Here is a 25473-nt window from a genome sequence, read left to right as displayed (position 1 = left end):
TTTTTGAGAGCACGCTGGCCAACCAGCGTGCTCTCAAAAATGGCAGGATAGGCTAGCTGGTGACAGCTAGCCATTGCGCCCGAGGGGCGCCGGATCGGTTTCGCCGCAGACGGGTGAGAACAAGCTCGCATGTGTCCGTTTCGGCGAGGGCGCCCGGGCACGGAACGCAAGCGGACGGAAGGAATTGGCTTCGGTGTCATTGTCACAATGCCACCCGGTGACAATGACACCGGGTGACAACGTGACATTGTGAAATCGTGTCGTTGTCACCGGACGACATTATCAAAATGACGCCCGGTGACATTGCATTCGATATGCAAGGAAATTATACTATGGTGTAAGTCTAATTCTCACTTCCAAGAGATGTCTCCTCATGCCGGTTCGTGAAATCTCCAATGTCCCGTCCGTCTCGCTGGCCCTTTGCACGTTCAAAGGAGGTGGAGGAAAGACCGTTCTCAGCCTCAACCTCGCCGGGGAGTTCGGCAGCCAGGGAACCAGGACCTTGCTCATCGACTGCGACCAACAGCAGTCGCTGTTTCGTTGGTACAAGACGTCTGTCGCCCGCGGCTCGATCAGCGAGATCGACAATATCGATGCGATCTCGGTGCTGCCCAACGAGGATCTGAACGAACGGCTGAAATCAGCGCCAGTGGCCGACATCCATATTTACGATGTCGGCGGGCATGCCCACGGCCGCGCCCTCGATGTTTTCAGGCGGGTGCAGGCCGTCATCATTCCCGTCATTCTCGAGGCGACGAGCGCTACCCAAGCCATCAATGTCTCAAATCTGCTGAAGCAGATTGCAGCGAAGGAGGGCAGGGCGGTCACACCTCATGCGGCAATCTGGAACAATGTCGATCATATCGCCATGACGAAGAATCGGGCCATTCCGGAGGTCATCAAACTCCTCAACGCTGGAAAAGTGCTGACCTTCGAGACGATCATTCGCAAGAGCAACCATTTCAGCGACGTCGCAGCCGGGTACGGGACGCTCTATACGAAGCTGCGCGAAATCGACCACAATCCGAAGATGGCGCCATCGGCGAAGAAACGAGCCCGCGAGAGCGTCCTGGATGCCATCGACCAGATCAAATCGTTGAACAACGATTTCATCAACCTCATCAGCGCGGCATCGTGAATATGGCCAGTTCTCCCAAAAGCCGCGTCCAGGTAGTGGGCAACCTGGCCGTGATCGCCCGAACCCGCCAGATCGAGCCTGTAGACCCCGACGATCCGGCAATGACCTTCATGCCCCCGCTCGCGTCTGTCGAGGAACTCTCCTCTTCCGGCCCTGCATCGATGCCGGAGACAGACAACGGCTCTCCTAAGATCGATGCCCCGCCGCCCACCACCGTCGAGGTTTCGACAGCATTGTCGACGGGCGGGCAGGCGCAAAAGCGCAATAACGGCCGTTCCTCCGTCCGCCCGCAGGGGGCACCGTCGCAATTCGCCCGTGTCAACAAGGCCGAGTCCGCCGACTACACGCGTGTCACGCTCAGATTGCGCAATGACGTCATCACGCGCCTGGTTGCGCATGGCCTCTCCCAGAGCAAACGCTACACGACGGTGATCGAGGACTTCATCATGGCCGGGCTGGACCGGCACCAGGACTGACAATGCCCAGTCCGCGCTATTACCTTCGGCTCCCTCGGCGCCAGGCTGATGAACTGGAGGCGCTGGCGACACGCCTCGACACCTCGCCGGCTCTTGTCATCAAGCTTCTCGTGGACCGGACGCTTTCGGAAGCTGCCCCACTTCTGGCCGATCACGATGAGCAACTTGAACATATCCATCTCACAATCCGCGACATCGCGCAGATCCACCGGGGTCTCATGCGCGATGAGGCCGCCGTGCCCGATCAGCACGCGATCCAGATCCTGGAAAAGCTCGACGAGATTGCGCGTGCAATCGACTCTATCCGCGACGCCGCATTTGTGCGATCTTATACGATAGTGAAAGATTTGATCGCCGCGCACGATGAGAAACCCACGCAGGAAACCCTTCCGCTCTAGGCGTCACTTGCCGCTCTACCAAGAACTCATCGAGGACGATCGCCGTGGCGGCGGGGGCGGAGGAGGGGGAGGCAATGGCGGCGGTGTTGCCGGGAAGGGGGCGGGCGGTTCTCGCCGCCCGTACAGCCCCGCCAGATCCCGGCCCGACCCCTTTGCTGCCAGCACCGCACTCAGCCGGGCCACAGGCCACAACGCCGTGGTCGTCAAGATATTGTCCTATGGCGCCGGCGCGGGATCTGCGCGCAATGTTCTCGAATACCAGGCCAAAGAAGAGCGGGCGATCGACCAGGACGGACGCGAAGTCGTCAGCATCAAGGATGCCCTCAAACAATGGGAACGCGATTTCACCACGCGTGAAGGGTCGAAGGACATTCTCCTCCTCACCTATGAACTGCCGAACGCCAGCCGCGAAACCGTCGCCAAGGCGCTTGATAATCTGGCACGCGACGGCATCCTTCAGGATGGCGACACACAACGCACCTATGCCTACAGCATCGGCCCGGGCGTGAAGGATCAGACGCGGCTTCAGCTCGCCATCGTTCTGGCTCATGAAAAATTGGACCGGGCTGACCGCACGAGCGACGGCCACATTCCCCCTTCGATCGAAATGGTTCGGGCCATCGATCGTCGTGTCGACGACCGCCTCGCAGGGCAGGGGATCGCGCCAATATGGCGCTATCCTGCCCAATTTGCATCCGGTCCAAAAGGATTCAACGCGACCCTGCACGCCATGCAGCGCCAGGACAACGCAGTCACACTGTCGACCCACGCTCACCTGGTTGAACGCGGCAACAAGACACCGATCTACAAGCGCACCGGCGAGCGCCGCTCGATCACGACAACCGATCATAAGGAGCTCACGCGAGAGGGCCGCACGATCGGCGTCCTTCTGCAAAGCCGGCAACCCCGCGACTTCATGCACCTGCTCCTGTCCGGTCCAGCAAGCGTCGACCGCGACAAATTCATCGAGGCGGCAGGCGACTTCCTCGGCACCCAGTTCCATGGGCATCGCTATGCCTTCGCGATTCACAATCGTCACGAGAGGGCCAAACACCCGCATGTCCATGCCATCGTCAGCCTGAAAGGCCCCGGCAGGACTCGCCTCAATCCCAACATCCGCGATTTCACGGAGTGGCGTGAACGATTTGCCGACAAGGCACGCGACCGCGGCCTGGCCATCGATCACCAGAAGCGCCTCGATCGTGCCGGCCCGCCTCCCGTCAAACGCTGGGAGTGGGAAATGTTTCGCCGCATGGGCGCCTACACGCCACCCAACGTCATGACCAAGGTCATGAACAAGATCCGCGACACGCCGACGGCGCCCACAATGCAGGCCGGCGTCGACCGCTTCAACACATCGAAGAAGGCGCTGGGCCGTGTCATCGACATGCTGGAAACGATCGGCAAGGACCGGGCGCAACCGAGCACCGCCCGCGAGCTCTCCAAGGATCTGACGATCGGGTTAAGGCGCGAATATCGCCGCCTGGAAGATGCCGTCTCAAGCGGCGAACTGCCTTCGCATGAGAAAGGAGAAATCCATATGCTGCGCAACACACCCATCACCTCCAGCCAGGCAAAGACCGCCATGGACGCGATCGCCACGTCCGCGGCAGCGGTCGCAAAGGCGATCTCCAACCCAACCGAACGCGCGATCTTCGAATCCGCTACCAGGGTCATCGACAAGGTCGTCAAGCTTCAGCTCGACTCTCGTGTCGCCAAGGGCAAAGAGCGGCACGATGACAGGACTTCAAACGCGACGTCGACGAAATCGGGCGCCGGGCGCGACGCCATGTTCGAGAAGGGCGAGATCGATCGTACATCGAGCAATCGCAGCGCCGACGTTTCCCGGATTGCCCAGGCTAATCAGGGCAGGGCTATTGTCGGCGACAGTCAGGAGCGTGGCCGCGATCGGGCGAAGGAACGCGATCCGGAAAAGCAGCAGGAGCGCCAGATCCCATCTCGGGTGGTTCTGACCCCGCCGAAAGACCGGGATCGCGGCGATCGCAGCCGGTAATACGGGGGCGGGCCTTTTGATGTCTATGCGGCCAACGCCGACCATTTTTCGCCGACAAACCTGGTTTCGGCGTTATGAGCATTGCGAGGGCTGTGATGGCAAGCGCGTTGCCAGGCTTGATCCTTGCCGGCTTTGCTCTATCGGTTCTCACCGGCAGCGGTGAAGTCCAACCTGCCGCAAGCTTCGCCGAACGATGCACGCTCTATTTCTCCGGCAACGTCATCCTCGCTGACGTGCCTGTCGCCAGAACGCCGGAGCAGATGGCCCAGGGGCTCATGTTCCGAGAAGACGTCGGCCCGGGAATGCTCTTCTCCTGGCCGTCGCCCAAAGAGCGCGTGTTTTGGATGCGCATACGCACGTGCCCCTTTCCGTCGGCTTCATCTCGGCTGGCGGCAAGCTGTTCGCCGTCGAGGACATGGCGCCGAACACCGACGACTATCACTACTCGGCAGGACCGGCGACGGATGCGCTCGAACTCGCCCAGGGCCAATTTGCTCGGAAAGGCCTGAGACCAGGTTCCCGTTTGCTACGCCGGAAATGCCGTTCTGATCAGTCGCTCGGTCATACGCAAACAAAAAGCCCGCCAGGGGCGGAGATCCGGCGGGCTGATTAGAGAAGGCAAGCACGGGAGGGAGGTGTACCGCCTTTGATGTCGGCATCGTATCTGGGAGGAGGAGATAGCCGACGACCGAGATGTAAGTTCGGACGCTGGATTTGCCAAGTTGCGATTTTGCATAGCAACCCTGCAAAACGATACGAATGCGAGCCACTTGCCCACTAGGCATCGACGTAACCGGTTGGTTCTCTGCACGGCTTTGCTAAATCAGACGGCATTTCACTTTAGATTGGACGAGTTTGGTTCGAGTACCAGCTCAATGCGCGGTGCTGACCATACATCGCATCAGTGATTGTTTAACGAGAAATATGCAATCTAAAGTTGCATAAGATATATTATGGAACTAAGCTATTGATATTGAACATGAAATAGAAACAATTTCACCCGTGATTGATCGATTCCTTTGGCCAATCTTGTCAGTCCACGACCGGCCGCTTTGCGCCCCCCCCCATTCAGGACGCTGAGGCAAGATTTTGGTACTCCTGAAAGCGCACATCTTGGCGGGATTGTCGCCGCTATTCGGGGGGATATCAACGAAGCTGGCCCCTCCGGTGTCGTCGGCCTGCATCTTTGATAATGTCCTTCATCACATATAGACCATCGGATGTTTATGCGAATGACCGACGATCCAAAAATGCCGATCACTCCGCCGGCGCCGGCAGCGGGTCGAGAGATTCTCCGCAACGTGGTTGAAGCCGCGGCAGAGACGCTTCCTGGCGCCGGCATGTTGACCGCGATCTACCGCACGACGTTCCCATCGCAGTCCGACCGTCAACGCGATGATTGGCAGCACGCCATTTCCGAGCGAACGAATGAGCACAGTGAGCGACTGGATCGCCACGAAGCAATGCTTTCTCCCGCTGCGGATGCGTATTCCGGGACGGCCGCGAGGCTCGTCGAAGCGGTCGCGCATGCGTGTCCCGATGGGCTGGCAGAGCATTTCTGGGATATCGAGGACATCGTGCAGATGGTGCCCGACGCGAATCCGTCGGAGGTCGAGGACGCAGCTCTGGAGCTTTCCGCCGCTGGATATCTGGAGGAGCGGCACCTGACAAGCGCACATCGCTTCCGTCCCACGCAGCGCTTCTATGAGCAATTCGATCACCAGGTCATGGGATGGAACGGCACCCGAAAAGATGCGGCGTTTCTCGCATCGTTGATGATGCAACACGACACCGGTGACGCCACGGATCTTCACGAACGCTCCGGATGGCCTTTGCGGCGCTTCAACCCCGCGCTGGAGCATCTTAAAGCCGAGTACCCGCGGTGGCCGTGGCGTCCGCAATATCACTTTGATTTTCCGTCAGCCGGCCTTGTGATCGGAAGGCCCGAAACAGTCGGGCTGCGTCGGTTCGTTGACGCAGTGGCCCGCGAGGCCGGCCGGTGAGCCAGCTAATACAGGTCAGGGACTTGCTGTGCCGCAGCTCGTTGAAGCTGGCGGCGAGCGGGTTCGCTTGCGCTTCCTTGAGTTCTTCGCGGCCAATATCCGCAACCCGAACACGCGTCGCGCCTGTGCGCGCGGGGCCTTGGGTTTTTCAGCTGGCACACCGCAGGTAGGTGCAACAGCTCGCAGACATCCACCCCATCCATGTCGCCGCATGGATAGGTGGGAAAAACGCATTCCGCCCCGACGGTCAAGCAGGGCCTCTGCGCTTAAAGAATGGCGACACCCTCGAAAAAAGCCGCTGCAACGGCGAAACCATAGCTCTACCCATACCACCGCAGTCATGATACGAAACCAATGTTCTTTCTTTGTTCTGGAGCCGATTTAGACTATGAGCATCTGCAGGCCGCCGGCCGAGCAGCCGGGAACGCGTTTCGGGTGGTAAACATTGATGTGTGGACGCCGGTCTCGCCGCCTTCATTGATGTTCCAAACCCGTCTATGCTCTATACAGTGAGGGGACGTGTCTAACACCAAACAGATATTGGCGATGTTGCGAAGTCGCGTCGAAGGCGACGACGAGCTGTTCTATTCCATTGCGTTGCAGGTCGCGGCTTCCGAGGCGAGGCAGGGACACCGCAGCGTTGCGGAAGAGTTGCGCGCCGAGGTGGAGAAAGCCCGCGTGGTAAAGCCACGCGGGCCATCCGTCGCCATTCCGTTCGGCCTGCCGCGAGGCAACTTGGAAGGTCTCCTCGAACTGCGGGAGCCACGGCTCAAGCTCAAGGACGTTGTGCTCGATGCGTCGCTTACCAAGCATATGGGTGACGTTGTCCGCCAGCAGCGCCGGCGGGATTGGCTCAGGGAGCACGGCAAGAAGCCGTCGCGCCGTCTCCTCTTCGTCGGGCCGCCTGGATCAGGCAAGACCATGTCGGCCGAAGCGGTCGCGGGTGAGCTGGGACTACCGCTTTTTGTCATTCGTCTTGAGCAGCTGATTTCCCGCTTCATGGGCGACACCGCAGCAAAGCTGCGACTGGTGTTCGACGAGACTGCGCAGCGGCGCGGCGTCTATCTGTTCGACGAGTTCGACGCCGTCGGCGCGCACCGGACCGCCACCAATGACGTAGCTGAAATGCGACGCGTGCTGAATTCCTTCCTGCAGTTCATGGAGGAGGAAGCTCCGACCGATAGCGTCATCATCTGCGCGACCAATCACCCGGGGTTACTCGACCGCGCGTTGCTGCGCCGGTATGATCAGGTGCTGGAATTCAGGCCGCCGTCGAACGATCAGATCAAGGACATTCTCTTGCGTAACCTGCGTCCGATGAAGGCGCCGCGACTGGCATGGGCGAAGATCCTGAAGGCCGCCGGCGAGCTCAGTCAGGCCGAGCTTGCGCGTGCCGCCGATGACGCGGTCAAGAACGCGATTCTCGACGAGCGCAACACCGTCTCTTCGGAGGATATCCTCGTGCTACTCGAAGAGCGGCATCGCATGCGCAGTGCATTTCTGGATGCAGCGAAGTCCTAGTGCATGGCGACACGCTTTTCGCTCCCCCACATTGATATTTCGGCAAACTACAGCAGCAGCGCGTATACCGGTGAGGGAAGCGGTCGCAGCAACAACGTCCGAATCCGCGATGAGCACGCGGCCCGCCTCCAGAATGAACTCGACGCAGCCCTCGCGGTCGTCGACCAGCAACGAGCGGCAGACCCGAGGTTGCCGCCTGCGCAGGGTGGCTATATCGAAGTAGAGCTGCGCCGCGGATCGAGCCCTGACATTCTGGAGCGCAGAACACTTGGACTGCGACCAGGCGCCGTCAAGGATAGGCAGGCGGCCCGTCTGGTCGGTCTCTATATACCGGATGACGCTCGCGAGGCGTTTGCCGCCATACTTGCGGATTATCGAAGCGGGCCGCTGACACCGAAGGGTGAGCCCCACCACAAGTCCACCGTCGAACCGATCGAGGCCTTCCGCCGTGCACGTCTAGAGACGTTATGGACGGACGATCCGCAGGCGCTTCCCCTCGATCCGCAGTACCAGATGTGGTGGGCGATCTGGGTTTCGCGTGGGCAGGAACTGGAGCTGGAGGACATCGCGCAGCGTTTGCGCCTTCGCGCAGGAGCCCGCGACAGACGACTGCGATTCCCCGAGGTCGTTATTGTTCCGGTCTATGCCACCAGGGCCGAGATCGAGCTGATGATGTATGCGACCGGCGTCATCGTTGAGCTGCGCCGGGCAACCGATAATCCTTCATTCTTCGTCGATGACGTACGCGAGGAGCAACACGAGTGGAATGAAGAACTTGCCGGACGGATCGAATGGCCTGGACAGGACGTGCCGTCGGTCTGCCTATTCGATACCGGCGTCAACCGCGCCCACGTCCTGCTCGAGCCTGCCCTGTCGATCGACGACATGCATGCGGTCAGGCGTGGTTGGGGCGTGGACGACCATGACAATCACGGCACCGCCATGGGCGGTATCGCTTTGCATGGCGATCTTACCATCCCGTTGGGAGACAACGCGCCGCGGACGCTAACGCATCGCCTCGAGTCCGTAAAACTCCTGCCGCCTGGAAGGGCAGACCCAAACGATCCGAACTCCTATGGATCGGTCACGCAGTCGGCGGCCGCCCTTCCGGAGATCCAGCGGCCGGAGCGCACACGCGTATTCTGCATGGCTGTGACCAATGACGGGGTGTCAGGCGCGCGTCCCTCGACTTGGAGCTCCGCCATCGACCAGATCGCCGCGGGGACCATGCCGGGCGACAATGAGAATTCGCCGAAGCGGCTCGTCGTGCTTGCGGTCGGCAACACCAAACCGGTCATGCAGTTCCAGCAATTGCTGGACAATGATAGCTATCCCGCGCAGGATCCGGCGCAGGCGTGGAACGCCCTAACGATCGGGGGGTACACGGACCTCGACCAGATCCGCGGCGCCGGATACGAGGATTGGACTCATCTCGCCGGCGTAGGTGAGCTGAGCCCCCATAGCCGGACGAGCGTCGACTGGGGTACGCGAGCGCCGATCAAGCCAGAGCTTATGCTCGAGGCGGGAAACCGCGCGGTGAGCCCAAGTCGCCGCGACATCGTGACCCTCGATTCACTCTGCCTGCTCAGTACCGGTCGCGACGTAGCGGCCGCGCCGCTGGTGCCTTTCCATGCGACAAGCGCCGCCACGGCGCAGGCTGCCCGCATGGCGGCGCAGCTGACAGCGGCGCATCCGGATTACTGGCCCGAAACCATTCGCGCCCTGATGGTGCACAGCGCTGAGTATACGGAGCCGATGAAGGCGCTGTTCGCGGCCGAGACCAATCTGCGCAATCGCTACGACATCGCGAGGCGATTCGGGTATGGCGTGCCGGACATCGATCGCGCGACGGCCTCCGCGCGGGATCATCTTGCGCTTATCGCGCAGACCGACATCCAGCCCTACCGGTTGGAGGGCACGAGGAAATTCAACGAGTGCCATTACTACACCCTGCCCCTTCCTGCAGCCGTCCTTGAGGAGCTAGACAACGAGATCGTCGACCTCAAGATCACCTTGTCCTATTTCGTGGACCCAAACCCAGGCTTCGCGGCCAACGTCGACCCGTTGCGCTATCAGTCGTTCGGCCTGCGGTTCGATCTGCGGCGCAAGGGCGAGTTGCTCGCCAATTTTAAGCGAAGGGTCAACGCGGCCGAGCGTGATGTGCGTACCCAGCGTGCGCCCCGTCATCCTGACGACAACCGTTGGCTACTGGGCCCTGACAGCATTTCCGCAGGGTCACTGCATTGCGATACCTGGAGCGGGCCGGCCGTAGACTTGCTGGGCCGCGACGTGCTCTGCATTAAGCCAGTCGGGGGCTGGTGGAGGGATCGCGCCCGCGCCGCCATCGTGAACCAACGCGCGCGTTATGCCCTCGTGGTCACGCTGAAGGCCCGGCGTACCGATATCGACCTCTACACACCGATTGTGTTATCGATCACACCCGGACAGGCGGTCCGCAACGAAGTGCTTGTCGAGCGCTGACACCACGGCGCGCCGCTCCCGCTATGTTCCGGATGCGACATACACTTCCATGCACTCAACTATCTTGGTCAAGGAGGAAATCCGTTAGCCCAAAGCCGCTTCAGGTATGGCCGCCGACATATTGCCGTGTTCAATCTGATCGCAGTAGCGCATGAACGCGGAAACGCTCGCGGCTGAGCGGTCCTCCTTCGCGAAGAACTCCTCGCGGCGGGCTTGAAGGACGGAAGCGAAACACTGCGAGAGCTCGCAATTGAAGAGCTCGACCGCCTCGTCCGGCCCGTGCGCCTTGTTCTCGTTGATCCTGAAGTTACTCGCCTGCAGCGCCTTACGAAGATCGGCATAGGCCGCTTCGAGCGCTGGCAAGTCGTCGGACGACAGCGCGATATCGTCCATATAGACGCTCGCCGTAACCACCGCCGGCAACACGCGCAGGAAGGCTCCTGCCCCTGAGCGCATTAGGACCAAAGTGGCGAGGATCGGCGACTGGACGAATCCGTAAGGCAGTGCGTGGCCGGGCTCCCCGAAAGGATTCTTTACACAGGACCATTTCGCGAGGTAGCCCGCTTTTCCGATACCGATCGCATGCAGCTCGCGCGCGACGCGGTTGCGGCCGATGCCGTAGAAAAAACGTTCGATATCGACCCGGGCGAAGTAGCGATGGTCCCGATGTGCATGCAGCGCCGCGACATGCCCGCCTTTGCGGAGATGGTAGTATATATCCTCGAAATCGGTCGCGGCTTCGACCTGGGCCTTCAGTTCGCGCCCGATCGCTTCGCATCGTTCGCTCGGAACGAAGACGGGCTTGCCCTTACGCAGGTAGGAGTAACGGTAGGTTTCGAACTTGACGGGCATAGTAGTTGACGACCTTGCTCATGAGATCAAGCGACACGTTGACCAGCTCGAGGACGAGCACAATCACGGGAAGCAAGCTCAGAGCAAGGCGCGTGAGATTAGGCTTTTTACGCATAACCCACCTCCATGTTCTCGTTCTCCGGCAACCTGCAACTCTGCAACACAGAGTCGTCAACTGAGAGAACCTAATGGCCTCGAAGCGGGTCTTGGGGCATCCCGTAAGGTGTGCTTAAGGACCGCCGGGTGAGCTGTAGGTTATCGCCGGCAACGTGGAAGATGACGTAAAGACAGCGCGCAAATCTTTCAAGTGCGGGGATCACAAATTTCAGTCGGCTCACCCGAGCAATCGAACGTCCAGATTAAACGGTTCGATCCGCTCGATTCTGACTGCCGCAGCCGCGGGATGGCGATGGTTGACAATAACGTTCCAGTCGGGGCTGCCGGCCACCGCCACGATCGCCGACGGGACAAACAGAAGCGCGTGTTCAAGCCCGGCCAGCCACTCGTCTCCCATCCGCTGGGTGTCAGCTTCCCTGCGGCGCCAGTCAGCGGGTAGGTCGGACAAGGCCCGTTGCGTGAGCGGCGTCTCGTCGGGAACGTCGTAGAGGACCATTGCAAGCGCCGGCAGCAATGCCGGATCCTCGACGTGGACAAGCTTTTCAAGGACGCAAAGAGACGGCGATGTGGCCGTATAGGTCACCGGACGGCCGACGGTGTTCCAGCGTCCGTTGAACAACAATCCGTACCCGCCATCCATGGCGGCTGCGAATTGCCGGCTGGAAAGCCCCCAGAGCTGCATCAGGCGGCAGCACCCCAAGCGATCTTGCCGAGGATGGTTTCAATGACCCTCGTGCCCGCCTCAGTTTGTGCCACCGTCAGCGGGGTTTCGCCGCTCAATTCCGCCAGTTCCTTGCGCAGCCAACGATTCGCCTTCGCGGGATCTCCAAAGGTCTCCTCCGCGAGCGACTGTATACGGGCGAGCCGCACGGCCCGGTCGGATTCGTCGACCGTCAGGGGCTCGTTCTTCTCCGCGCGATGCCGGCGCGTGCGTTGCGGAATGACGAAGCGCTCGATCTCTTGTTCACTGAGCCCGGCGAGAGACAGGCCCTTCAGCGTCGCAAGCGGAAGCCGCCGGCGCACCAACATCGCAAGGTCCGCCTGCGACCGAACATCGGCTCCCAGCACCGCGGCGCCGCCGAGCTTGCGTGCTACATCGTCAATGAGTGCAACAGAGGTGCTCATATTCAATCTCCGGCAATATGCCGAGATATTTAAGGCATCTTGCCGGAAATGCAATCCCATGCAATGGATTTCTGACATCAGCCGACGTGCAGCAGTCTCGGGTCGCACCACGTTCAGACAGCTAATTTACTCCCCTCGCCGACCGGATCCATCACTAATGCGGCATGGCCGCGAACAAGCTCCTTGGTCTCCTCGCTTTCCATCCGGTCGATCGTTGCCCGCCACATCGACTCGAGACCGTCATTCAGGGCGAGCGCATCGACATTTTCGACGCCCTTGGCGCTCTCGTCGAGCATCGCATGCAACGCCGCGTTCATCTTGCCGAACTGGCTGCTCACCTCCTGCCATTTCAGGATCGGTGAGCGCACAACGTTGGCCTCGTGCCTCGTCACGTCCTTTCGAGATCGTGATGCCGACCGATCGTGGTGCCTGGGCGGGACGTAGCTCTCTTTCAGCAACGCCTGCACATTGACCTCGAGCTCATCATCGTCGGCGCGATCTGCCGCCATGAGATCGCCCATATCAACATCCGGAAGATCGGTGTCCTCCAAGCGTGGGCGCTTCTGATCGGCATCCGCCGTCTCGGCCACATCGCTACTGTTTCCGGCGTGCCACCGTCGCCTGGTTGCCGTGTCTTCGGCCGAAGCCTCCGATTGCTGCGGCGCCTCCCCTGGCGTTACGCCCGGAACGCGCGTCGCATCGAGGTTCAGCCTGATCGTCAGCTCGTCGAGCGATGAGAAGAAGATGTGCCGCTCGCCGTCGACATCCTGCCATAGGAAATCGACCGGGCGTGGCCCCGTGGGCGTCTTCAACGCCGCGCTGGTGACGCCGCCGGCTTTCAACGCGGCAACCCGCCGCTGCACGACCCGAGCATCCGGATGGAGCATCTGACGCGTCATCACCCCTTTGAATGCCGCAGGCTTTGCTTTGAACTGCGCGTCGTCCTCAAGCGTCCAGGCCCTCGGCTGGATCTGTGGCTTTCGGATTTCCCGGTATTTGTCCATCGCCCGGAATTGCCGCTCGCCACCGGAATCGAGTTTCATGATGCGCATGATCGGCATGCCGGTCACCTGCAGGATCGCCTCCTCCGGCTTCATCTGCATCAGGGCGTGAACCGGCAGCAGTTCCACGCGCATCGGCATCATGGAGCCGCCACGGTCACGGCGGCCATGACGGTATGAGTATGACGGCTGGGGCATCAACTTTGTGTCGACGCCTGCAATCTGGGACACGGCCTGCGCATCCTCGACATTCTGGAAATTCATGTAGAGCTTGATCGTCGACGTCCCCATCAGGATCTTCTGGCCCGGTCGCTGGTAAAGCCGCTCCAGTTGCGCGCCGTCCTGCAGGATGAACACGAACCGCACCCCGTTCTTGCGGATCAGCGGCGCCAGCGTCAGCACCGTGTCAAGTCGGCCGCCATTGCCGAACTCGTCGAGCATCATCAGGACCTCGTATTCGCCATTGCGCAGTGGGCCGAGCTGCACGAGGTTGTCGGCCATCTGCTGCACGAAGATCGAAATCAGCCGTTCGTACATCTGGATGACGTTCCAGTCGGCCTGCAGGTAGATGACCATCCTGCGCTTGCGGATCTCGGTGATCGGGATCGTCGTCACCGACGTCATCGCCTCGATGAGCTCGTTCTGCAGGAAATTGAACTTGGCGCCGATCTCGGCCGCTATCCCCTCGCCCAGCTTTTCATGGCGGCCGATGAACTTTGTCAGCTGCATGCGCGTCTGGTCGGACAGATGATCGCCGTATCGCGACAGGAGCTGTGCGATCGCCGTGCGCTCGTCCGACATGGAATTGAGGATGCGATAGAGCTCGCTCAGCGACTTGCGCGTATCCGGACACTCGATCACAAAGCCCAGCATGGCGACCAGCAGGATCCTGGCGCTTTCCTCCCAGAAATCGTTCGAATCCGAACGCAGCCGTTCCGGCATCAGCATCTGCGCCAGCTTCTGCAGATCGGTGATGCGGTGATGCGGATCCTTGCTGATCACGTCCAGCGGATTGAAGCAGTGCGTTCCATGCTGGCCTGGCGCCAAGAGGTAGACTTCGTAACCCTTCTTCTTCATGTAGCCGGAGGTTTTTTCGTAGAGCTCCCCGCTCATGTCGAGGATGAACATCGATCCGGCGTAGTTCATCATCGTCGGCATGACGAAGCTGCGCGACTTGCCCTGCCCCGGCGAGCCGATCACCATGACATGCTGATCGCTGTCCGAGCGCAGAAGCATCCCCTGCTTGTATCCGAGCACGATGCCGCTCTTTTCGCGCAATCGATAGTCCGCGGCATCCCGCAGCGTCGCCAGTCGGGAATGACCAAACACCTTTCGCTCGCGCTGAATCACCGCCCTGACGATCGGGAATCCGATCAAAAATCCTGCCGCGGCCAATCCGCCCAGGCTGGCGAGGACCGTCAACTTCGCCGGCTTGATGAGCTGGCCGGCGGCATTGGTGCCGCCGAAGGGCGCCTGGTACATGGCGGTCAGCGCGGTGCCGTAGTAATTCGCGACGGCGTCCAGCGTCAGGCCATTGGTGGCGATCAGGTAGAAGGCCACGCCGTAGACGACGACACCCGCCCAACAGGCCGCGAACACCAGGCCGGACGTTGCCAGCAGACTGAAGATCGACCGGACATGCAACAGGTAGAGGATCAGGCGCGACAGCGACCGGCCGCCCTTCAACATCCACCAGGTCAGCCAGACATAGATGAACGGAAACGCGACAAGGAGGGCGAGCAGCGACAGCCCGATCGTGTTGCGCGTGAACACGATCACCATGGTCTGCCTCGCCCCATCCATGATCGGCGCGCGGCTCAGATAGTCGATGAACGACGCCTGGCCGAACGACGTCGAGTACAGGTCGTAGATGAAAACGAATGTCGTGAGCCACATCAGCCCTGCGACCACGATGACAACCGGAAAGGTCAGAAACGAAAATCGCCGCAGCGCCGTCGGCCGTTTCGGTCGCGGCACCTCGTCCATAGCGGCGCGCAACGTCGCCGCATCGATCTCGAAGGGGTCCTGCAGCAACCCGCTGTCGTCGGAGAACCTGACCGGCCCGTCATTCGCTGCCTGCCGCGTCGTCTTGACCTGCCACTGCGCCTCGTGTGCGGTGTGGTCCGCCGCGTGCCGAGGCGCGTCGTCAAAAGACCTGGCTGTGAACCTTTTCGCCATCTTCGTTGACCTCGTCCCGAAAATAGATCTCGCTCACCCCCCGGCTGACCGTTTCGTCGCCCTTGCGCAGCTGCACCACGATCGGGATGATCGAGCGGATGTATTTGAGGATGTCATCCCGCTCCATCCGCACGCCGGCGTTCACGATCAAGGTCGACAAACGGTTGAACGCCTGATGCGGCGAATTCGCGTGGATCGTGGTCATGGAGCCGGGATGGCCCGTATTGATCGCGTTGAGGAAGTCGAAAGCTTCCGGGCCGCGCAGCTCGCCCATAAATATCCTGTCCGGGCGCAGGCGTAGCGCCGTCGCCAGCAAGTCTGCCATCGATACCTTCGCCTCGCCCTGGTCTCCTTTCGAGACCAGAAGCGACACCACGTTTTCCTGCCGAGGCTCCAACTCGCGCGTGTCCTCCATCAGGACGAAGCGCTCGTGCATGGGAATGGCCGTCAGCATCGTGTTCAGGAACGTCGTCTTTCCCGAGGACGTGCCGCCCGACACCAGCATGGAGCGATGCTCCGAGGCCGCGAGCTCCAGGAACTGCCGCACCTGCCTGCTGCGCAGCAAGGCCGACAATTGCCGGTCGACCTCGTCCATATCGTCGTCTCCCGTCACCTTCACATGATCGAAGGCGCCGCGCTTCTCGTAGTCCTCCAGCGACAGCCGCCGGATGAACTGCTTGCGGATCGAAAACGCATGGCCTGTGGCGGAAGTCGGATGAAGCACGAACTGGACGCGTTCGCCGCCCGTCAGGACGGCCGAGAGCAACGGGTTTTCGCGATTGATCACCTGGGCCGTCAAAGCAGCGGACCGTACGGCCATGTTCTCGACCGAATGTTCGGTGAGGGCCGGTTCCTCGATCTTCTGCATCACCAGGCTGCCGCCTTTTTCCAGCCACAGCTCCCCCGGCTTCTGGCAGGAGATTTCGACCACCTCGGGATCATCGAGGTATGGCCTGATCGGCTTCAGCGCCTCGCCGAGCCAATGAAGATCGATGTCCCTTCGGCTGGTTGCTGCATCGACCTTCTTAAGCGGAGTCACCACCTTCTTGTCGAGCAGTGCGTCTACGCGCGTATCGTTGGCAGAATCCATCGCTACTTGCCTACCCGCTTCGACCTTTTCAACCGCTCGAACTCTTCAACGACCGGGTCTGGGTACAAATCGGAGAAATCGAGATCACGCGTGACGAAGACGTTGATGTCCGACCCCTGGTCGATATGGATCGTCGGCCTGATATCCTTGGTATTGCCGAAAGCCTCAGCGGCCATCTGCTGGATGCCGGCTGCGATCGTCTGCGCCGCAATGCCACGAGCCTGCTCTTCCGGTGTTTGCGTGCTGCTTTGCGGTATCCGCGTCACCGAGCCATCCGGATTGACGATCGTGATGTCGTTGTTGCGATCGGGATTTCCGAGCGTCGCCACATATTGCGCCGCCCCGCCGATCATCGTGAGCAGCGCCGGCGGGCCGAAGCGCTCCCAATATTTCCGGTCGACCTTCCCTGTTATGCCGGACCGGCCGAGCCGGTCCGTTCCGAACGAACCGAGCTGGACCGAAACGCCGTCGCCGCGGATCATGCGCGTCCAGACGATGAAAACCCGCTCCTGGCCCTGCTGAATGTCGGCCTTGTAGTCGCCGATCAGGCTCGATCCGGCCGGAATCAGGATGCGGCGGCCGTCGAAAGAGTAGACGTCGTCTCGCACGCTTGCCTTCGCCATGCCGGCGAGGTCCGAGTTGATCGCGGTTTCCAGCGTTCCCCTGATCATTGTGCCCTGCGCGATCCAGGCGTCGGTGCGATTGTTTTTCACCGCCCGCGAAACCGTGACGTCCTGGTTGCCCATCGCCGCCAGGAAAGCCCTGTTGGCATCTCCTCCCGTGCCGTCGCGGCCGCTAACGCTCGCGCCGCCCTCTGCGGAGAAATCTTCGCCGCCATTCAGGCCGGCCAGCCCTTGTGCATCACCACCCAGCTGCGTGGATGCCTGCGCCATATCCGTGCCCTGTTGGCCACGCGACTGGTCGTAGACCATTGCATTCGCCTTCACGCGCTCGAGCAACTTCTGCTGGCGTTCGAGTTCGATGCACTTCGGGTCGTCCGGATTGTTTCCGTTCGAGCAATCGACCGGCTTCTCCAGCACCGGCGGCAACTCAACCTGTTCCACCGGTGGCGGCGGCGGTGGGGGTGGCGGCGCCTCCGGCACCACCACGGTGGGGATCGGCGGCGGGGGTGGCGGCGTGTTGAAGCCCGGGCTCTCCGGTGCTCTCACCGGGGCGAAGGTCTCGGGTTCTGCCTGGTTCGTCGCGATCTTTTCCTGCGGTGTCGAGAAGGCCAGGTAGAGCACAATCCCAACGCCAAAGAGCGCCACCAGCAGCGCCAATGGCCGTCCGATGCCTATTCCGCGACGCCGCACCGCGCCACCAATTGCGGCTTCGTTTTCGATGCCATGGCTATATTGCGGATCAGACATCGGCCTACCTCATGCTCCTGTCCGGAGGGCGGCTCGAATACGCCCCTCGCTTTCCCAACGGCTTCGGCCCGACCACGCCCTCGATCGGCGCCGGCTCGTCGGCCGGCCCCGTGCGCAGATTGAACAGGCAGGTTTCCGTCTCCGTCCCAAAACGGAGCGTCCATTGGCGCGACACCGCGTCGATCACGATGTAGTCCTGCTCCCGGCGGTAGTTGACCAGCGACTCGCGCCGCTTCCTGTCGACAACAAAAATCGCCGGCGTGTCGCCCGAAAACTTCATGAAGGTCTTGATGCCGTCGTCGAACACCCACACCGGTTTCGCGCCGGGATCGCCCTTGAAGCCGTAGTCATAGTTCACGTTGTCGCGGCGGATATTCTTGATGTTCGGATTCTTCTGCGCCTCCTGGGCCTGCTCCCACAGCTCCGCCATGCCCTTCATCCCGACATCCTCAGGATAGGAAAATCGAAGCTTGTAGGTCTGATTCCGCTGGCTTTTGGAATCGTTGACCAGCAGCTCGAACGAATAGGTGCGCTTCGTCGTGATGACCGACATATTCGTGGAGGCTTCTTTTTCCATGGGCTTCAGCGTAAGCGAGCGACGGTCGGCCGACGTCAGGATCTGCCAGGAGACCGTATCGCCGGCGACGACCTGCGTGATCTCCTCGTCCGTCCCGAACAGGATCACCGTGACCATGCCGTAGGTGCCGGTGACCTCGAACACCTGCTCCGAGGAATAGGGAACCGTGCGAATGCGAGGATCATAGCGTCCTGGCTGCGCCACCAATTCCGCGTGCGCGAGTGCCGTGCCGAGCAGGACCGCCAGCGCTGCCAGTCCCACTCTCCTCATTGCGGCAGCCCGCTTGGCATCATTTCCGGAACCCTGGTGTAGTCGGTCACCAAGAAGCCCAGCGGATTGAACATCCGCACCCTCTGGCTCATTTCCAGATTGCCCTGCCGATAGCGGATCGTCGCCGACCACCGGCCGACTTTGGCCATACCGCCTTGGCGGCGCTCTTCCGTCTCGAAGCGCACGTTCATGGTCTCGTTATTCAGGGGATTGACGGACAAGAGGTTCACCCGGACGTCTCCCTCCGCTCCGATCCTCTTGACCGGCGACTTCGGATTGCCCGGGTTCATCAGCTCTTCATAGTCGCGAAACGCCCGCCCGTTCGGGTCCGACCACAACTGGATCATGTCGAAGGTGTCGGCGAGATACCTGGGATCGTAGGTCTCCCGCTTGATCACGTAGTTGCCGATGAAGGCTGCCCTCACCGCCTGTAGTTCGGAGACCGACCTGTCATGGTCGAGCGTGGTCACCGTCTCCATGTAGCCTGTTGTCTTATCGACGATCAGCGGCACCACCTCGGTCGATTTCAGTGGGAACAACTGCGCCGACGACCAAACCGAGATGCCGGCGACGGCCCACCCGGCGATGGCCGCCAGACCGAGCACGAACGCAAGCAGGGAAAGGAGCGACCTCTGCCGCGCCCCCCATGTCAAATGCTGCTGATAGATTTCCTCAGGACCTGGGACTTTCCCGTCAGGCAGGCCGATCGTCTCTTTCCTCAACAATGCCACTCGAATTCATCTCCGCGCAAAACCGGGGAACTACCGCGAACCGTGTTCCGGATTTCTACCCGGAGCGGCCCCGCATGCGGCCGGCAAGCATCCGGCCCATGGCCCGAGTTCCTCGCCCCATGTCTCCCGCCATGGCCATCGTGCCGCGCACGGCGCCGCCGGTGATGCCTGCCGGTATAAAGCTTGTTGCGAGATTGGCAGCTCTAGAGCCCCGGTTCCTTGCCGTTTGCAGTGTTTCGCCTATACCGCCAGCAGTAGATATCCCATGGAACAACGTCCCATATGCGAACGACTGCGCCAATGACGGCACCCGGACGACGAACGCGGCGACAACCAGCATGTAGAGCACCAGGCCCGCCGCCACGCCGAAGGACTCCTCCTGCGTTGCCGTCGCAATCTGGATGGAATCCAGATAGGAACGCACAAAGCCGAAGCAGAAGCCGGCAATGATGTAGGAAAAAAGCAGCGTGAATATTCCGAAGGCTATGCCTTTGACCCAGCCCTCGAACACAAATCTGGTGATGCCGAAGAAATTGCAGAGAATGGCAATTGGCCCTACCGCCAGCATCACGGCGACTGTCATTTTTGCAAACAGCGTCACGCCGGTCAGGACCAGAAGCATGGGGATCAACCCGCCACCCACGATGAACAGATCGAGCAAGGCACCGACGATCGAGCCGATCCATCCGCCGGCCTGAGCGGTCGCGATCGCCGATGCGAATTCGTAGACTTTCTCGGCGACCTGACGGACCTGTTCCGCCATGTTGGCGCCGCCGGCAATCCCCGCCATGCGCGACGACAGCGCGGCCCCAAGCTGTTCCGGCGTCTCGAGGATCAGCTTGCCCACTTCCTCATGGAAGACCGACCAGGACATAACGAACGCATATGCGAGGGCGACCTTGCAGCCGGTGATGGCCATGTCCTGGAAGCTGATGTGGGTCCGGCCCAATGCTCCCCACAGAAAATAGATGATGAGGAACAGGGCCAGAAGGGAGGTGACCAGTCCCTTGTTTTCGGCAAACAGCCCCCAAGCCCGCTCGATCGTATCCTGGTTGATCTTGTCGAAATAGGTGAGCGCGGTTCCATAGAAATTGGTGAGCCCGTCCCGCGGATCCATCTGGCAACGCTCCGATCAGAACTGGTTCACCGGCCGCATGGGGCCACATTCATCGGTCAACTGCTGGACGAGAATCCCGCCGGCATCCCAGCGTCCGGGATCTCGAGCATACGCAAGTTCGCCAACCGGATTCTCGTCAGCCGAGCACTTCGCCAAACGCTCCTTATGGCCGGCGCAGCCGGCAAGAGCGATGAGGCAGGCCAGCAACGGGATGGAACAGGGCGGCTTCACTGCGACTGCGCTTCGAACTGTTCGAGCTGCTCCCTGACGGACTGGCCGTCCTGCTGCTGGCCGTTGCGTCTGCGCACTGCCCCCGCTGCGAAGGTCTTCAGGAATTGCGATTGCTCGGAGAGGGCTGCCTTGTACCGCTGCGATTCCAGCACGACGGCGCTGTTCAAGGCGCCGACCGCTTCGTTGGCGGTCTGGTTCCCCTGCAACACCATCTGCGTGTTCTGCTCCAGCGCGCCCTTCATATCCGGGGCGCTGCCAATCTCACCGGCGGCACCGGTGAAAGCGTCTGTACGCTTCTTCGACGCGGCGTTCATGGCGTCCGTCATCGCGGTCAGGGCCGTCACCGTCTGGACCCCCTGATTATAGGCCTGGTTCGCACCGGTGAGCTCGCCGCCGGTCACCGCGTCCTTCACCATCTTGACGAGGTTCAGGCCATTGATGACCTGGGCCGCCATGTTTTGAAACTGCCCACCAATCCCGCCGAACGATGCCTGATTTCCCTGCAGGATCGCCCCGAAATCCGGTGCCTGGCTCATCGTGAATCCGCCGCCGGTCGCCAGCGACGAGAACTTGCTGGCATCTTGCGTCCTGTCGCCGGTGATCGCCTGCAGCGTCCGCGTCGTGTTGTCCTTGATGATGGTCGTGTCCGACTGGATCTGCGACGTTAGCGCCTTGATCTTCTCGTTGACCGCGGTATTGGCGCCATCTGTCACGGGCACCTGTGCAAAGGCCGCCGTCGACAACAGCAGTGCGGCCGCACTTCCAAGAATGATCGTCTTCATCGGTTCACATCCTTCCGCTTCGTAATCGTTCAGTTCGCTCATTGCGCCCGCCGGCTGTCGACGATCGCGACCAGCCCGACCACGTCGTCGTCCATCGCCGCGAAGGTGGCGTTGAGGCCCTGTGTCCGCGCCTGCTCCTGCAGGTACCCAAGCAGTCGCTGGATATCGGACGTCGCCGATTGTGGTGGAACCGCATAGCAGCGCGTCGACCCCGTGTTCACCACCGTCGACGGACAAGCGATTTCGGCGATCTTGATCTCGCCCGAGCCGTCGCCGAAATTGCCGTTTTGACCGCTGCCCGATCCCCTCAGGAACGCCGACGCCTCTTTGAGTTGCCCAAGCATTGTCTGCTGCTTCAGCTGGTTCGCCTCGAGCGCCTTGCCGACGAGGGTATTCCATGTCTGGGCCCGCTCGAGCTGCGCCTCGGTGTTGCGGTCCACGGCCTTCTTTATGGCTTCGCCGCACCCTGCCGGCGCCGAAACCATCTGAGGGATCGGGGCTCCCATCGGTCTTTGATCGCCAAATTGCCGTTTGTTGCCATTGTAGAACTGGCTGACCATGTTCACGTAGTTCTGCGTCTCGCGGATCTGCGGAATGTTGCCGTTACGCAGCGATTGCCGATGCGGTCCTGCATTATAACCGGCCGCCACCAGATCCAGCCGCCCCGGATACATGCCCATGATCTGCTTGAGATACGTCACTCCACCACGGATGTTGTCGCGAAGATCATAGGGATTGACGCCGAGCTTGGCGGCGGTTGCCGGCATCAGCTGCATCGTGCCGAGGGCTCCGACTGCGGAAACCGCGCTTTGGCGGAAACGCGATTCCTGTTCCGCGATCGCCATCGCGAAATTCGGATCGACGCCCTGGCGCCGGGCCTCATCCGCCACCATTTGCCGGATTTGCTCCTGGGTGGCGTTGCGCGGATTGTTCGGCCCGACCTGATCGCCCCAACCGGCGCCGCCGCCGAAGGACGAGCAATCCATGCCGCCGACGCCCTGCCCCGGCGCATAGCTGTTCGTCGTATCACCCGAGTTGCCGCGCGCGATCTGCTGGTTCTTGCGGTAGCTGTCGTACCACTGCTGCGTCGTCTGCTGGATCCTCAGCCGGGCCGCGTCATTCACCGGTACCTGGGCATACGACGACGACAGCATCGCGCCCGCAAGCAATGCCGTCGCCATCGCCCCGCATAGCATCGGTCGCCGCATCGTCTTATTCCTTCCAGTCACAGAATTTGTCCAACCAGTCGCGCGGATCCTCGCCATATTCCTCGCGCAGCATTTCGACCTGGCGCACGGTGTCCTCCCGGCCGGACAGCACCTTCACGAAATCCATCATGTGGCCCATGTCGACACGGGCCACGACACTGTCGCGGGCGTGCTTGATCAGGACGAAACGCTCAGCCGGATCGCCTTCCTTGACCCAGGTGAATTCGGCATCCGACAGACCGAACGGCTTCTTGAGGCTGTCTTCGTCGGCCTTGGGGAACGGAAAGAAGATGTTCGTGCTGGTCTGCTCGATGATCGTGCGCGACACGCTCGACCGCACCACGTCGTCCGGTGACTGCGTGCCGAAAATGATCATCCCGTTGCGCTTGCGGATGGTCTTGAAATAATCCTTCATCGAGCGCTTGAACTCCTCGTCATCAAGGAGCTTCCAGGCCTCGTCCATCAGGTTGATCACCGGCGTCTTGCCGTCATAGATCTTGTCGAGGCGATGAAACATGTAGAGAAGCGCGGCCGTCCTGGCCTGCGGGTCTTCCAGTATCGAGGTCATGTCGAAGCCGATCATCGGCCTGGAAATGTCCAGACGGTCCTCGGCATTGTCGAACAGCCAGGCGTATTGCCCGTTCTCGACCCACTTATCGAGCCGAGCCATCAGGCCGGTTTCGGTCCGCTGTGAGCCGGCAAGAAGCGAGCGCAGTGCCGACATGCGTCGGAACTTCACATCGCCCGAGGACATGATCTGCTTGATGGCGGAGCGGATGATCTGCTCCTCCTGAGGGGTCAGGGACTCGCCCTCGCGGTTCGGCTTCAGCATGAAGCTGATCAGCCGATAGAGGAACACACGGTTTTCTTCCGTGTTCTCCATCATCAGAGGATTCCAGCCTGACGGCTCCCCCGGCTCCAGCGTCATGTACGCGCCGCCTGCGGCGCGCACCATGATGTCCAGGCCGCGGTCCTTGTCGAACACCACGGCCTTCAGATCAGGATTGACCCGATAGGCCTGATTGATCAGGAAGCCCATCAGCACCGTCTTGCCGGAGCCGGTCGGGCCGAAAACGGTTGTGTGCCCGACATCGCCCTGATGGAAATTGAAGAAGAAGGGCGTGCCCGACGTCGTCTCGAAAATCGTGATCGCCGGCCCCCAATGGTTGCCGTCGGGCCTGCCGTAGGGGTAGGCATGAAACGACGATAAGCCGGCGAAATTCAGTGTCGAGATCGTCGCCCGTCTGGCGATATAGGCCTGGTTGCCGGGCAACTGCGCCCAATAGCATGGTTCGCAATTGAGGTCCTCGCGCACATAGCTGGCGCCAAGGGCGCCGAACTCCGAGCCGACCACGGCCACCGCCTCGTCCAGCGCGTCAATGGTCCTGGCGATCGGCATGACCGTCAGATGGTGTTCCGCGTACGCCACATTCTTTCGCGCCAGCTGGTCGCGCGCGAAATCGAGGTCGCTCTGGATCGAAGAACCGCCTTCATCGGATTTCGACAATTGCCGGTCCAGACGATCGATCTTGTAGCGGGCGGCCTGGTCGTCAACGAAGGACAGAGATTGCGTGACCACCATCTCGAAGGGCTGCTTGAGCACATAGTCGAGCATTCCGGCGCCGGTCTCCGGCGGGTACTCCCGCAACGAGATCATTGCGGCATAGCGATCCTCGACCCGCGTATCTCCTTCCAGATGGAGCGTGCGATTGCCGAATGTGGTTCGCCGCGATGGCACCATCTCGTCGATCGGCATGTTTCCTAGATGCATCGGCCGAACTTTGCCGGCATTGAGCAGAGCATAGAAAAACTCACACTGCTCGGAAAACCAGACGACACGCGCATCCGGATCCACGACCATGTCTGCGCTGACGTCGCGATAGATCCGCCGGCCATCCGGCATGGACACCTCGACGCGCTTCACATCGCGCAATACCTGCGGACCGTATGGATCGAGGCTCTTCTCCAGCGCGCGCGTCGCTTCGAGCAGCTTGTCGCGCATATGGCGCAGTTGCTCCCGCGCCACCACAGTGCCGCCCGCACCCAGGATTCGGCCCAAAACGGTGCCCTTCCTGAACACCGGTCGCACCACGAGGGACACATAGGTGTCGTTGACGAACATCTCGTTCTTCGAGATGCTGGCCTGATAGACCTCGTCCATACGAGCCATGAAAGGATCGGCGAAGTTGCCCGGCAGCGAAGGCTTCACCTTGTGGCGCACGACGTGGGTGTAGACCGCAAAGCTTCCCAGGCTCGAAATCGCCCGAAATGCCGTGTTGCGCTGCCGTTGCAGCAGATTGACGTAGTCGATATCGGCCGTTTCGAACGAAAACCCGTTGAGACGCAGCGTCGTGACGAGACAGTCGTTCTTGAGCCGGATGATCCCGTTCTCGATCGGCGCGAAATACGGCACATGCGTCGATATCCCCTTGTCGGCGAAGATGTCCCATCCCCGACTGAGATTCGACCGCAAGGAGCTCGCAACCGTCGTCATTTGCCGTAGGTCCTGATCCGGCCTCCAATCCGCCTGCCGAGCGGATTGACGCCGCATGCACTGTGCTTCTGCAGGATGTCGAAGAACCACAGATCGATCTTCGTGCTCACCACGTACAGAACCGAATGCTGGACGATGAAGGCGGCCGGGAACCAGAGAATGGAACCGAGCGCCAGGAACAGCATGAGCGAGGTGAAGCACTCCGCGAGAAAGAAGGTGTAGGGGATGCCCATCACCGTCGGCGGCCGCGTCATCGCCAGGATGACGGGGTACGTGTCCACGATCTCTTCTTCGTCTCT

At 61.1% G+C, this 25473-nt stretch carries 21 protein-coding genes and 1 pseudogene; 9 read left to right on the top strand and 13 right to left on the bottom strand.

The window, feature by feature from the left end; genetic code table 11:
- Positions 1 to 373 precede the first annotated feature (373 nt).
- The 9 genes and pseudogenes from FZF13_RS01155 (at position 374) to FZF13_RS01115 (ending at position 10031) form a co-directional block, all read left to right on the top strand.
- On the top strand, positions 374 to 1138 hold the full coding sequence (locus FZF13_RS01155) for a ParA family protein (protein ID WP_065996883.1): 765 nt from the start codon (positions 374 to 376) through the stop codon (positions 1136 to 1138).
- A 2-nt stretch (positions 1139 to 1140) separates the two neighbouring features.
- On the top strand, positions 1141 to 1614 hold the full coding sequence (locus FZF13_RS01150; RefSeq protein WP_139116436.1) for a hypothetical protein: 474 nt from the start codon (positions 1141 to 1143) through the stop codon (positions 1612 to 1614).
- A gap of 2 nt (positions 1615 to 1616) precedes the next feature.
- Positions 1617 to 2012, top strand: coding sequence for a hypothetical protein (locus tag FZF13_RS01145; protein WP_065996885.1), 396 nt, complete (start codon positions 1617 to 1619; stop codon positions 2010 to 2012).
- 7 nt (positions 2013 to 2019) lie between these two features.
- Positions 2020 to 4026 (top strand): hypothetical protein, encoded by a 2007-nt coding sequence (locus FZF13_RS01140; RefSeq protein WP_246192409.1) that lies wholly within the window; start codon positions 2020 to 2022, stop codon positions 4024 to 4026.
- Positions 4027 to 4100: 74 nt separating this feature from the next.
- Positions 4101 to 4319, top strand: a pseudogene (locus FZF13_RS29525) (hypothetical protein); the annotation flags it as partial.
- 47 nt (positions 4320 to 4366) lie between these two features.
- Entirely contained in the window at positions 4367 to 4639 is a 273-nt protein-coding gene (locus FZF13_RS29230; protein WP_246192408.1) for a DUF192 domain-containing protein, read from the top strand.
- 619 nt (positions 4640 to 5258) lie between these two features.
- Positions 5259 to 6029: a hypothetical protein gene (locus tag FZF13_RS01125; protein WP_139116437.1), complete on the top strand. Its 771-nt coding sequence runs from the start codon at positions 5259 to 5261 to the stop codon at positions 6027 to 6029.
- A gap of 519 nt (positions 6030 to 6548) precedes the next feature.
- Positions 6549 to 7550 carry an AAA family ATPase gene (locus tag FZF13_RS01120; RefSeq protein WP_190234588.1) on the top strand — a complete coding sequence of 334 codons (1002 nt, stop codon included), beginning with the start codon at positions 6549 to 6551 and terminating at the stop codon, positions 7548 to 7550.
- Between the two features lie 3 nt (positions 7551 to 7553).
- The gene (locus tag FZF13_RS01115; RefSeq protein WP_065996893.1) at positions 7554 to 10031 is read left to right on the top strand and encodes a S8 family peptidase; all 2478 of its coding nucleotides are present in this window, start codon (positions 7554 to 7556) and stop codon (positions 10029 to 10031) included.
- Between the two features lie 84 nt (positions 10032 to 10115).
- Here the strand turns inward: FZF13_RS01115 and FZF13_RS01110 are convergent, their stop codons facing one another.
- The 13 genes from FZF13_RS01110 to FZF13_RS01045 all read right to left on the bottom strand — a co-directional run bounded on the left by FZF13_RS01110 (position 10116) and on the right by FZF13_RS01045 (position 25455).
- Positions 10116 to 10883, bottom strand: coding sequence for a reverse transcriptase domain-containing protein (locus tag FZF13_RS01110; RefSeq protein WP_065996895.1), 768 nt, complete (start codon positions 10881 to 10883; stop codon positions 10116 to 10118).
- A gap of 334 nt (positions 10884 to 11217) precedes the next feature.
- The gene (locus FZF13_RS01105; RefSeq protein ID WP_065996897.1) at positions 11218 to 11682 is read right to left on the bottom strand and encodes an RES family NAD+ phosphorylase; all 465 of its coding nucleotides are present in this window, start codon (positions 11680 to 11682) and stop codon (positions 11218 to 11220) included.
- Positions 11682 to 12125 carry a type II RES/Xre toxin-antitoxin system antitoxin gene (gene parS / locus FZF13_RS01100; RefSeq protein ID WP_065996899.1) on the bottom strand — a complete coding sequence of 148 codons (444 nt, stop codon included), beginning with the start codon at positions 12123 to 12125 and terminating at the stop codon, positions 11682 to 11684. Before parS ends, FZF13_RS01105 begins: the two co-directional genes overlap by 1 nt.
- Positions 12126 to 12238: 113 nt before the next feature.
- On the bottom strand, positions 12239 to 15304 hold the full coding sequence (locus FZF13_RS01095; protein WP_065996901.1) for a type IV secretory system conjugative DNA transfer family protein: 3066 nt from the start codon (positions 15302 to 15304) through the stop codon (positions 12239 to 12241).
- Positions 15273 to 16394 (bottom strand): P-type DNA transfer ATPase VirB11, encoded by a 1122-nt coding sequence (virB11, locus tag FZF13_RS01090; protein ID WP_083237638.1) that lies wholly within the window; start codon positions 16392 to 16394, stop codon positions 15273 to 15275. The genes FZF13_RS01095 and virB11 overlap by 32 nt, the downstream gene beginning before the upstream one ends.
- 2 nt (positions 16395 to 16396) lie before the next feature.
- Positions 16397 to 17674, bottom strand: a complete 1278-nt coding sequence (gene virB10 / locus FZF13_RS01085) for a type IV secretion system protein VirB10 (RefSeq protein WP_245317433.1) — start codon at positions 17672 to 17674, stop codon at positions 16397 to 16399.
- A gap of 94 nt (positions 17675 to 17768) precedes the next feature.
- Positions 17769 to 18602 (bottom strand): P-type conjugative transfer protein VirB9, encoded by an 834-nt coding sequence (gene virB9 / locus FZF13_RS01080; protein WP_373426420.1) that lies wholly within the window; start codon positions 18600 to 18602, stop codon positions 17769 to 17771.
- A gap of 5 nt (positions 18603 to 18607) precedes the next feature.
- Entirely contained in the window at positions 18608 to 19342 is a 735-nt protein-coding gene (locus FZF13_RS01075; protein WP_065996909.1) for a VirB8 family type IV secretion system protein, read from the bottom strand.
- 55 nt (positions 19343 to 19397) lie between these two features.
- A complete protein-coding gene (locus tag FZF13_RS01070; protein WP_065996910.1) occupies positions 19398 to 20459 on the bottom strand; it encodes a TrbL/VirB6 family protein in 1062 nt (353 codons plus the stop codon).
- Positions 20460 to 20686: 227 nt separating this feature from the next.
- Complete coding sequence (locus FZF13_RS01060; RefSeq protein ID WP_245317434.1) at positions 20687 to 21514, bottom strand: conjugal transfer protein; 828 nt, start codon at positions 21512 to 21514, stop codon at positions 20687 to 20689.
- Positions 21511 to 22680 carry a lytic transglycosylase domain-containing protein gene (locus tag FZF13_RS01055; RefSeq protein ID WP_065996911.1) on the bottom strand — a complete coding sequence of 390 codons (1170 nt, stop codon included), beginning with the start codon at positions 22678 to 22680 and terminating at the stop codon, positions 21511 to 21513. Before FZF13_RS01055 ends, FZF13_RS01060 begins: the two co-directional genes overlap by 4 nt.
- A gap of 4 nt (positions 22681 to 22684) precedes the next feature.
- A complete protein-coding gene (locus FZF13_RS01050; protein WP_065996913.1) occupies positions 22685 to 25174 on the bottom strand; it encodes a VirB4 family type IV secretion/conjugal transfer ATPase in 2490 nt (829 codons plus the stop codon).
- Positions 25171 to 25455: a VirB3 family type IV secretion system protein gene (locus FZF13_RS01045; protein WP_245317436.1), complete on the bottom strand. Its 285-nt coding sequence runs from the start codon at positions 25453 to 25455 to the stop codon at positions 25171 to 25173. Before FZF13_RS01045 ends, FZF13_RS01050 begins: the two co-directional genes overlap by 4 nt.
- Between the last annotated feature and the right edge of the window lie 18 nt (positions 25456 to 25473).

Source organism: Mesorhizobium terrae (assembly GCF_008727715.1).
Lineage (GTDB): Bacteria > Pseudomonadota > Alphaproteobacteria > Rhizobiales > Rhizobiaceae > Mesorhizobium > Mesorhizobium terrae.
Note: the sequence above shows the minus strand (reverse complement) of the source record. Positions and strands in the feature narration are given on the sequence as shown.

Excerpts from the sequence above, each read along its gene's own strand:
- FZF13_RS01110 (WP_065996895.1), bottom strand. The coding sequence starts at position 10,883 with ATGCCCGTCAAGTTCGAAACCTACCGTTACTCCTACCTGCGTAAGGGC.
- FZF13_RS01105 (WP_065996897.1), bottom strand. The coding sequence starts at position 11,682 with ATGCAGCTCTGGGGGCTTTCCAGCCGGCAATTCGCAGCCGCCATGGAT.
- FZF13_RS01095 (WP_065996901.1), bottom strand. The coding sequence starts at position 15,304 with ATGGCGAAAAGGTTCACAGCCAGGTCTTTTGACGACGCGCCTCGGCAC.
- FZF13_RS01070 (WP_065996910.1), bottom strand. The coding sequence starts at position 20,459 with ATGGATCCGCGGGACGGGCTCACCAATTTCTATGGAACCGCGCTCACC.
- FZF13_RS01115 (WP_065996893.1), top strand. The coding sequence starts at position 7,554 with ATGGCGACACGCTTTTCGCTCCCCCACATTGATATTTCGGCAAACTAC.
- FZF13_RS01055 (WP_065996911.1), bottom strand. The coding sequence starts at position 22,680 with ATGCGGCGACCGATGCTATGCGGGGCGATGGCGACGGCATTGCTTGCG.
- FZF13_RS01125 (WP_139116437.1), top strand. The coding sequence starts at position 5,259 with ATGACCGACGATCCAAAAATGCCGATCACTCCGCCGGCGCCGGCAGCG.
- FZF13_RS01050 (WP_065996913.1), bottom strand. The coding sequence starts at position 25,174 with ATGACGACGGTTGCGAGCTCCTTGCGGTCGAATCTCAGTCGGGGATGG.
- virB11 (WP_083237638.1), bottom strand. The coding sequence starts at position 16,394 with ATGGATTCTGCCAACGATACGCGCGTAGACGCACTGCTCGACAAGAAG.
- FZF13_RS01060 (WP_245317434.1), bottom strand. The coding sequence starts at position 21,514 with ATGAGCGAACTGAACGATTACGAAGCGGAAGGATGTGAACCGATGAAG.
- parS (WP_065996899.1), bottom strand. The coding sequence starts at position 12,125 with ATGAGCACCTCTGTTGCACTCATTGACGATGTAGCACGCAAGCTCGGC.
- FZF13_RS01145 (WP_065996885.1), top strand. The coding sequence starts at position 1,617 with ATGCCCAGTCCGCGCTATTACCTTCGGCTCCCTCGGCGCCAGGCTGAT.
- FZF13_RS01150 (WP_139116436.1), top strand. The coding sequence starts at position 1,141 with ATGGCCAGTTCTCCCAAAAGCCGCGTCCAGGTAGTGGGCAACCTGGCC.
- FZF13_RS01155 (WP_065996883.1), top strand. The coding sequence starts at position 374 with ATGCCGGTTCGTGAAATCTCCAATGTCCCGTCCGTCTCGCTGGCCCTT.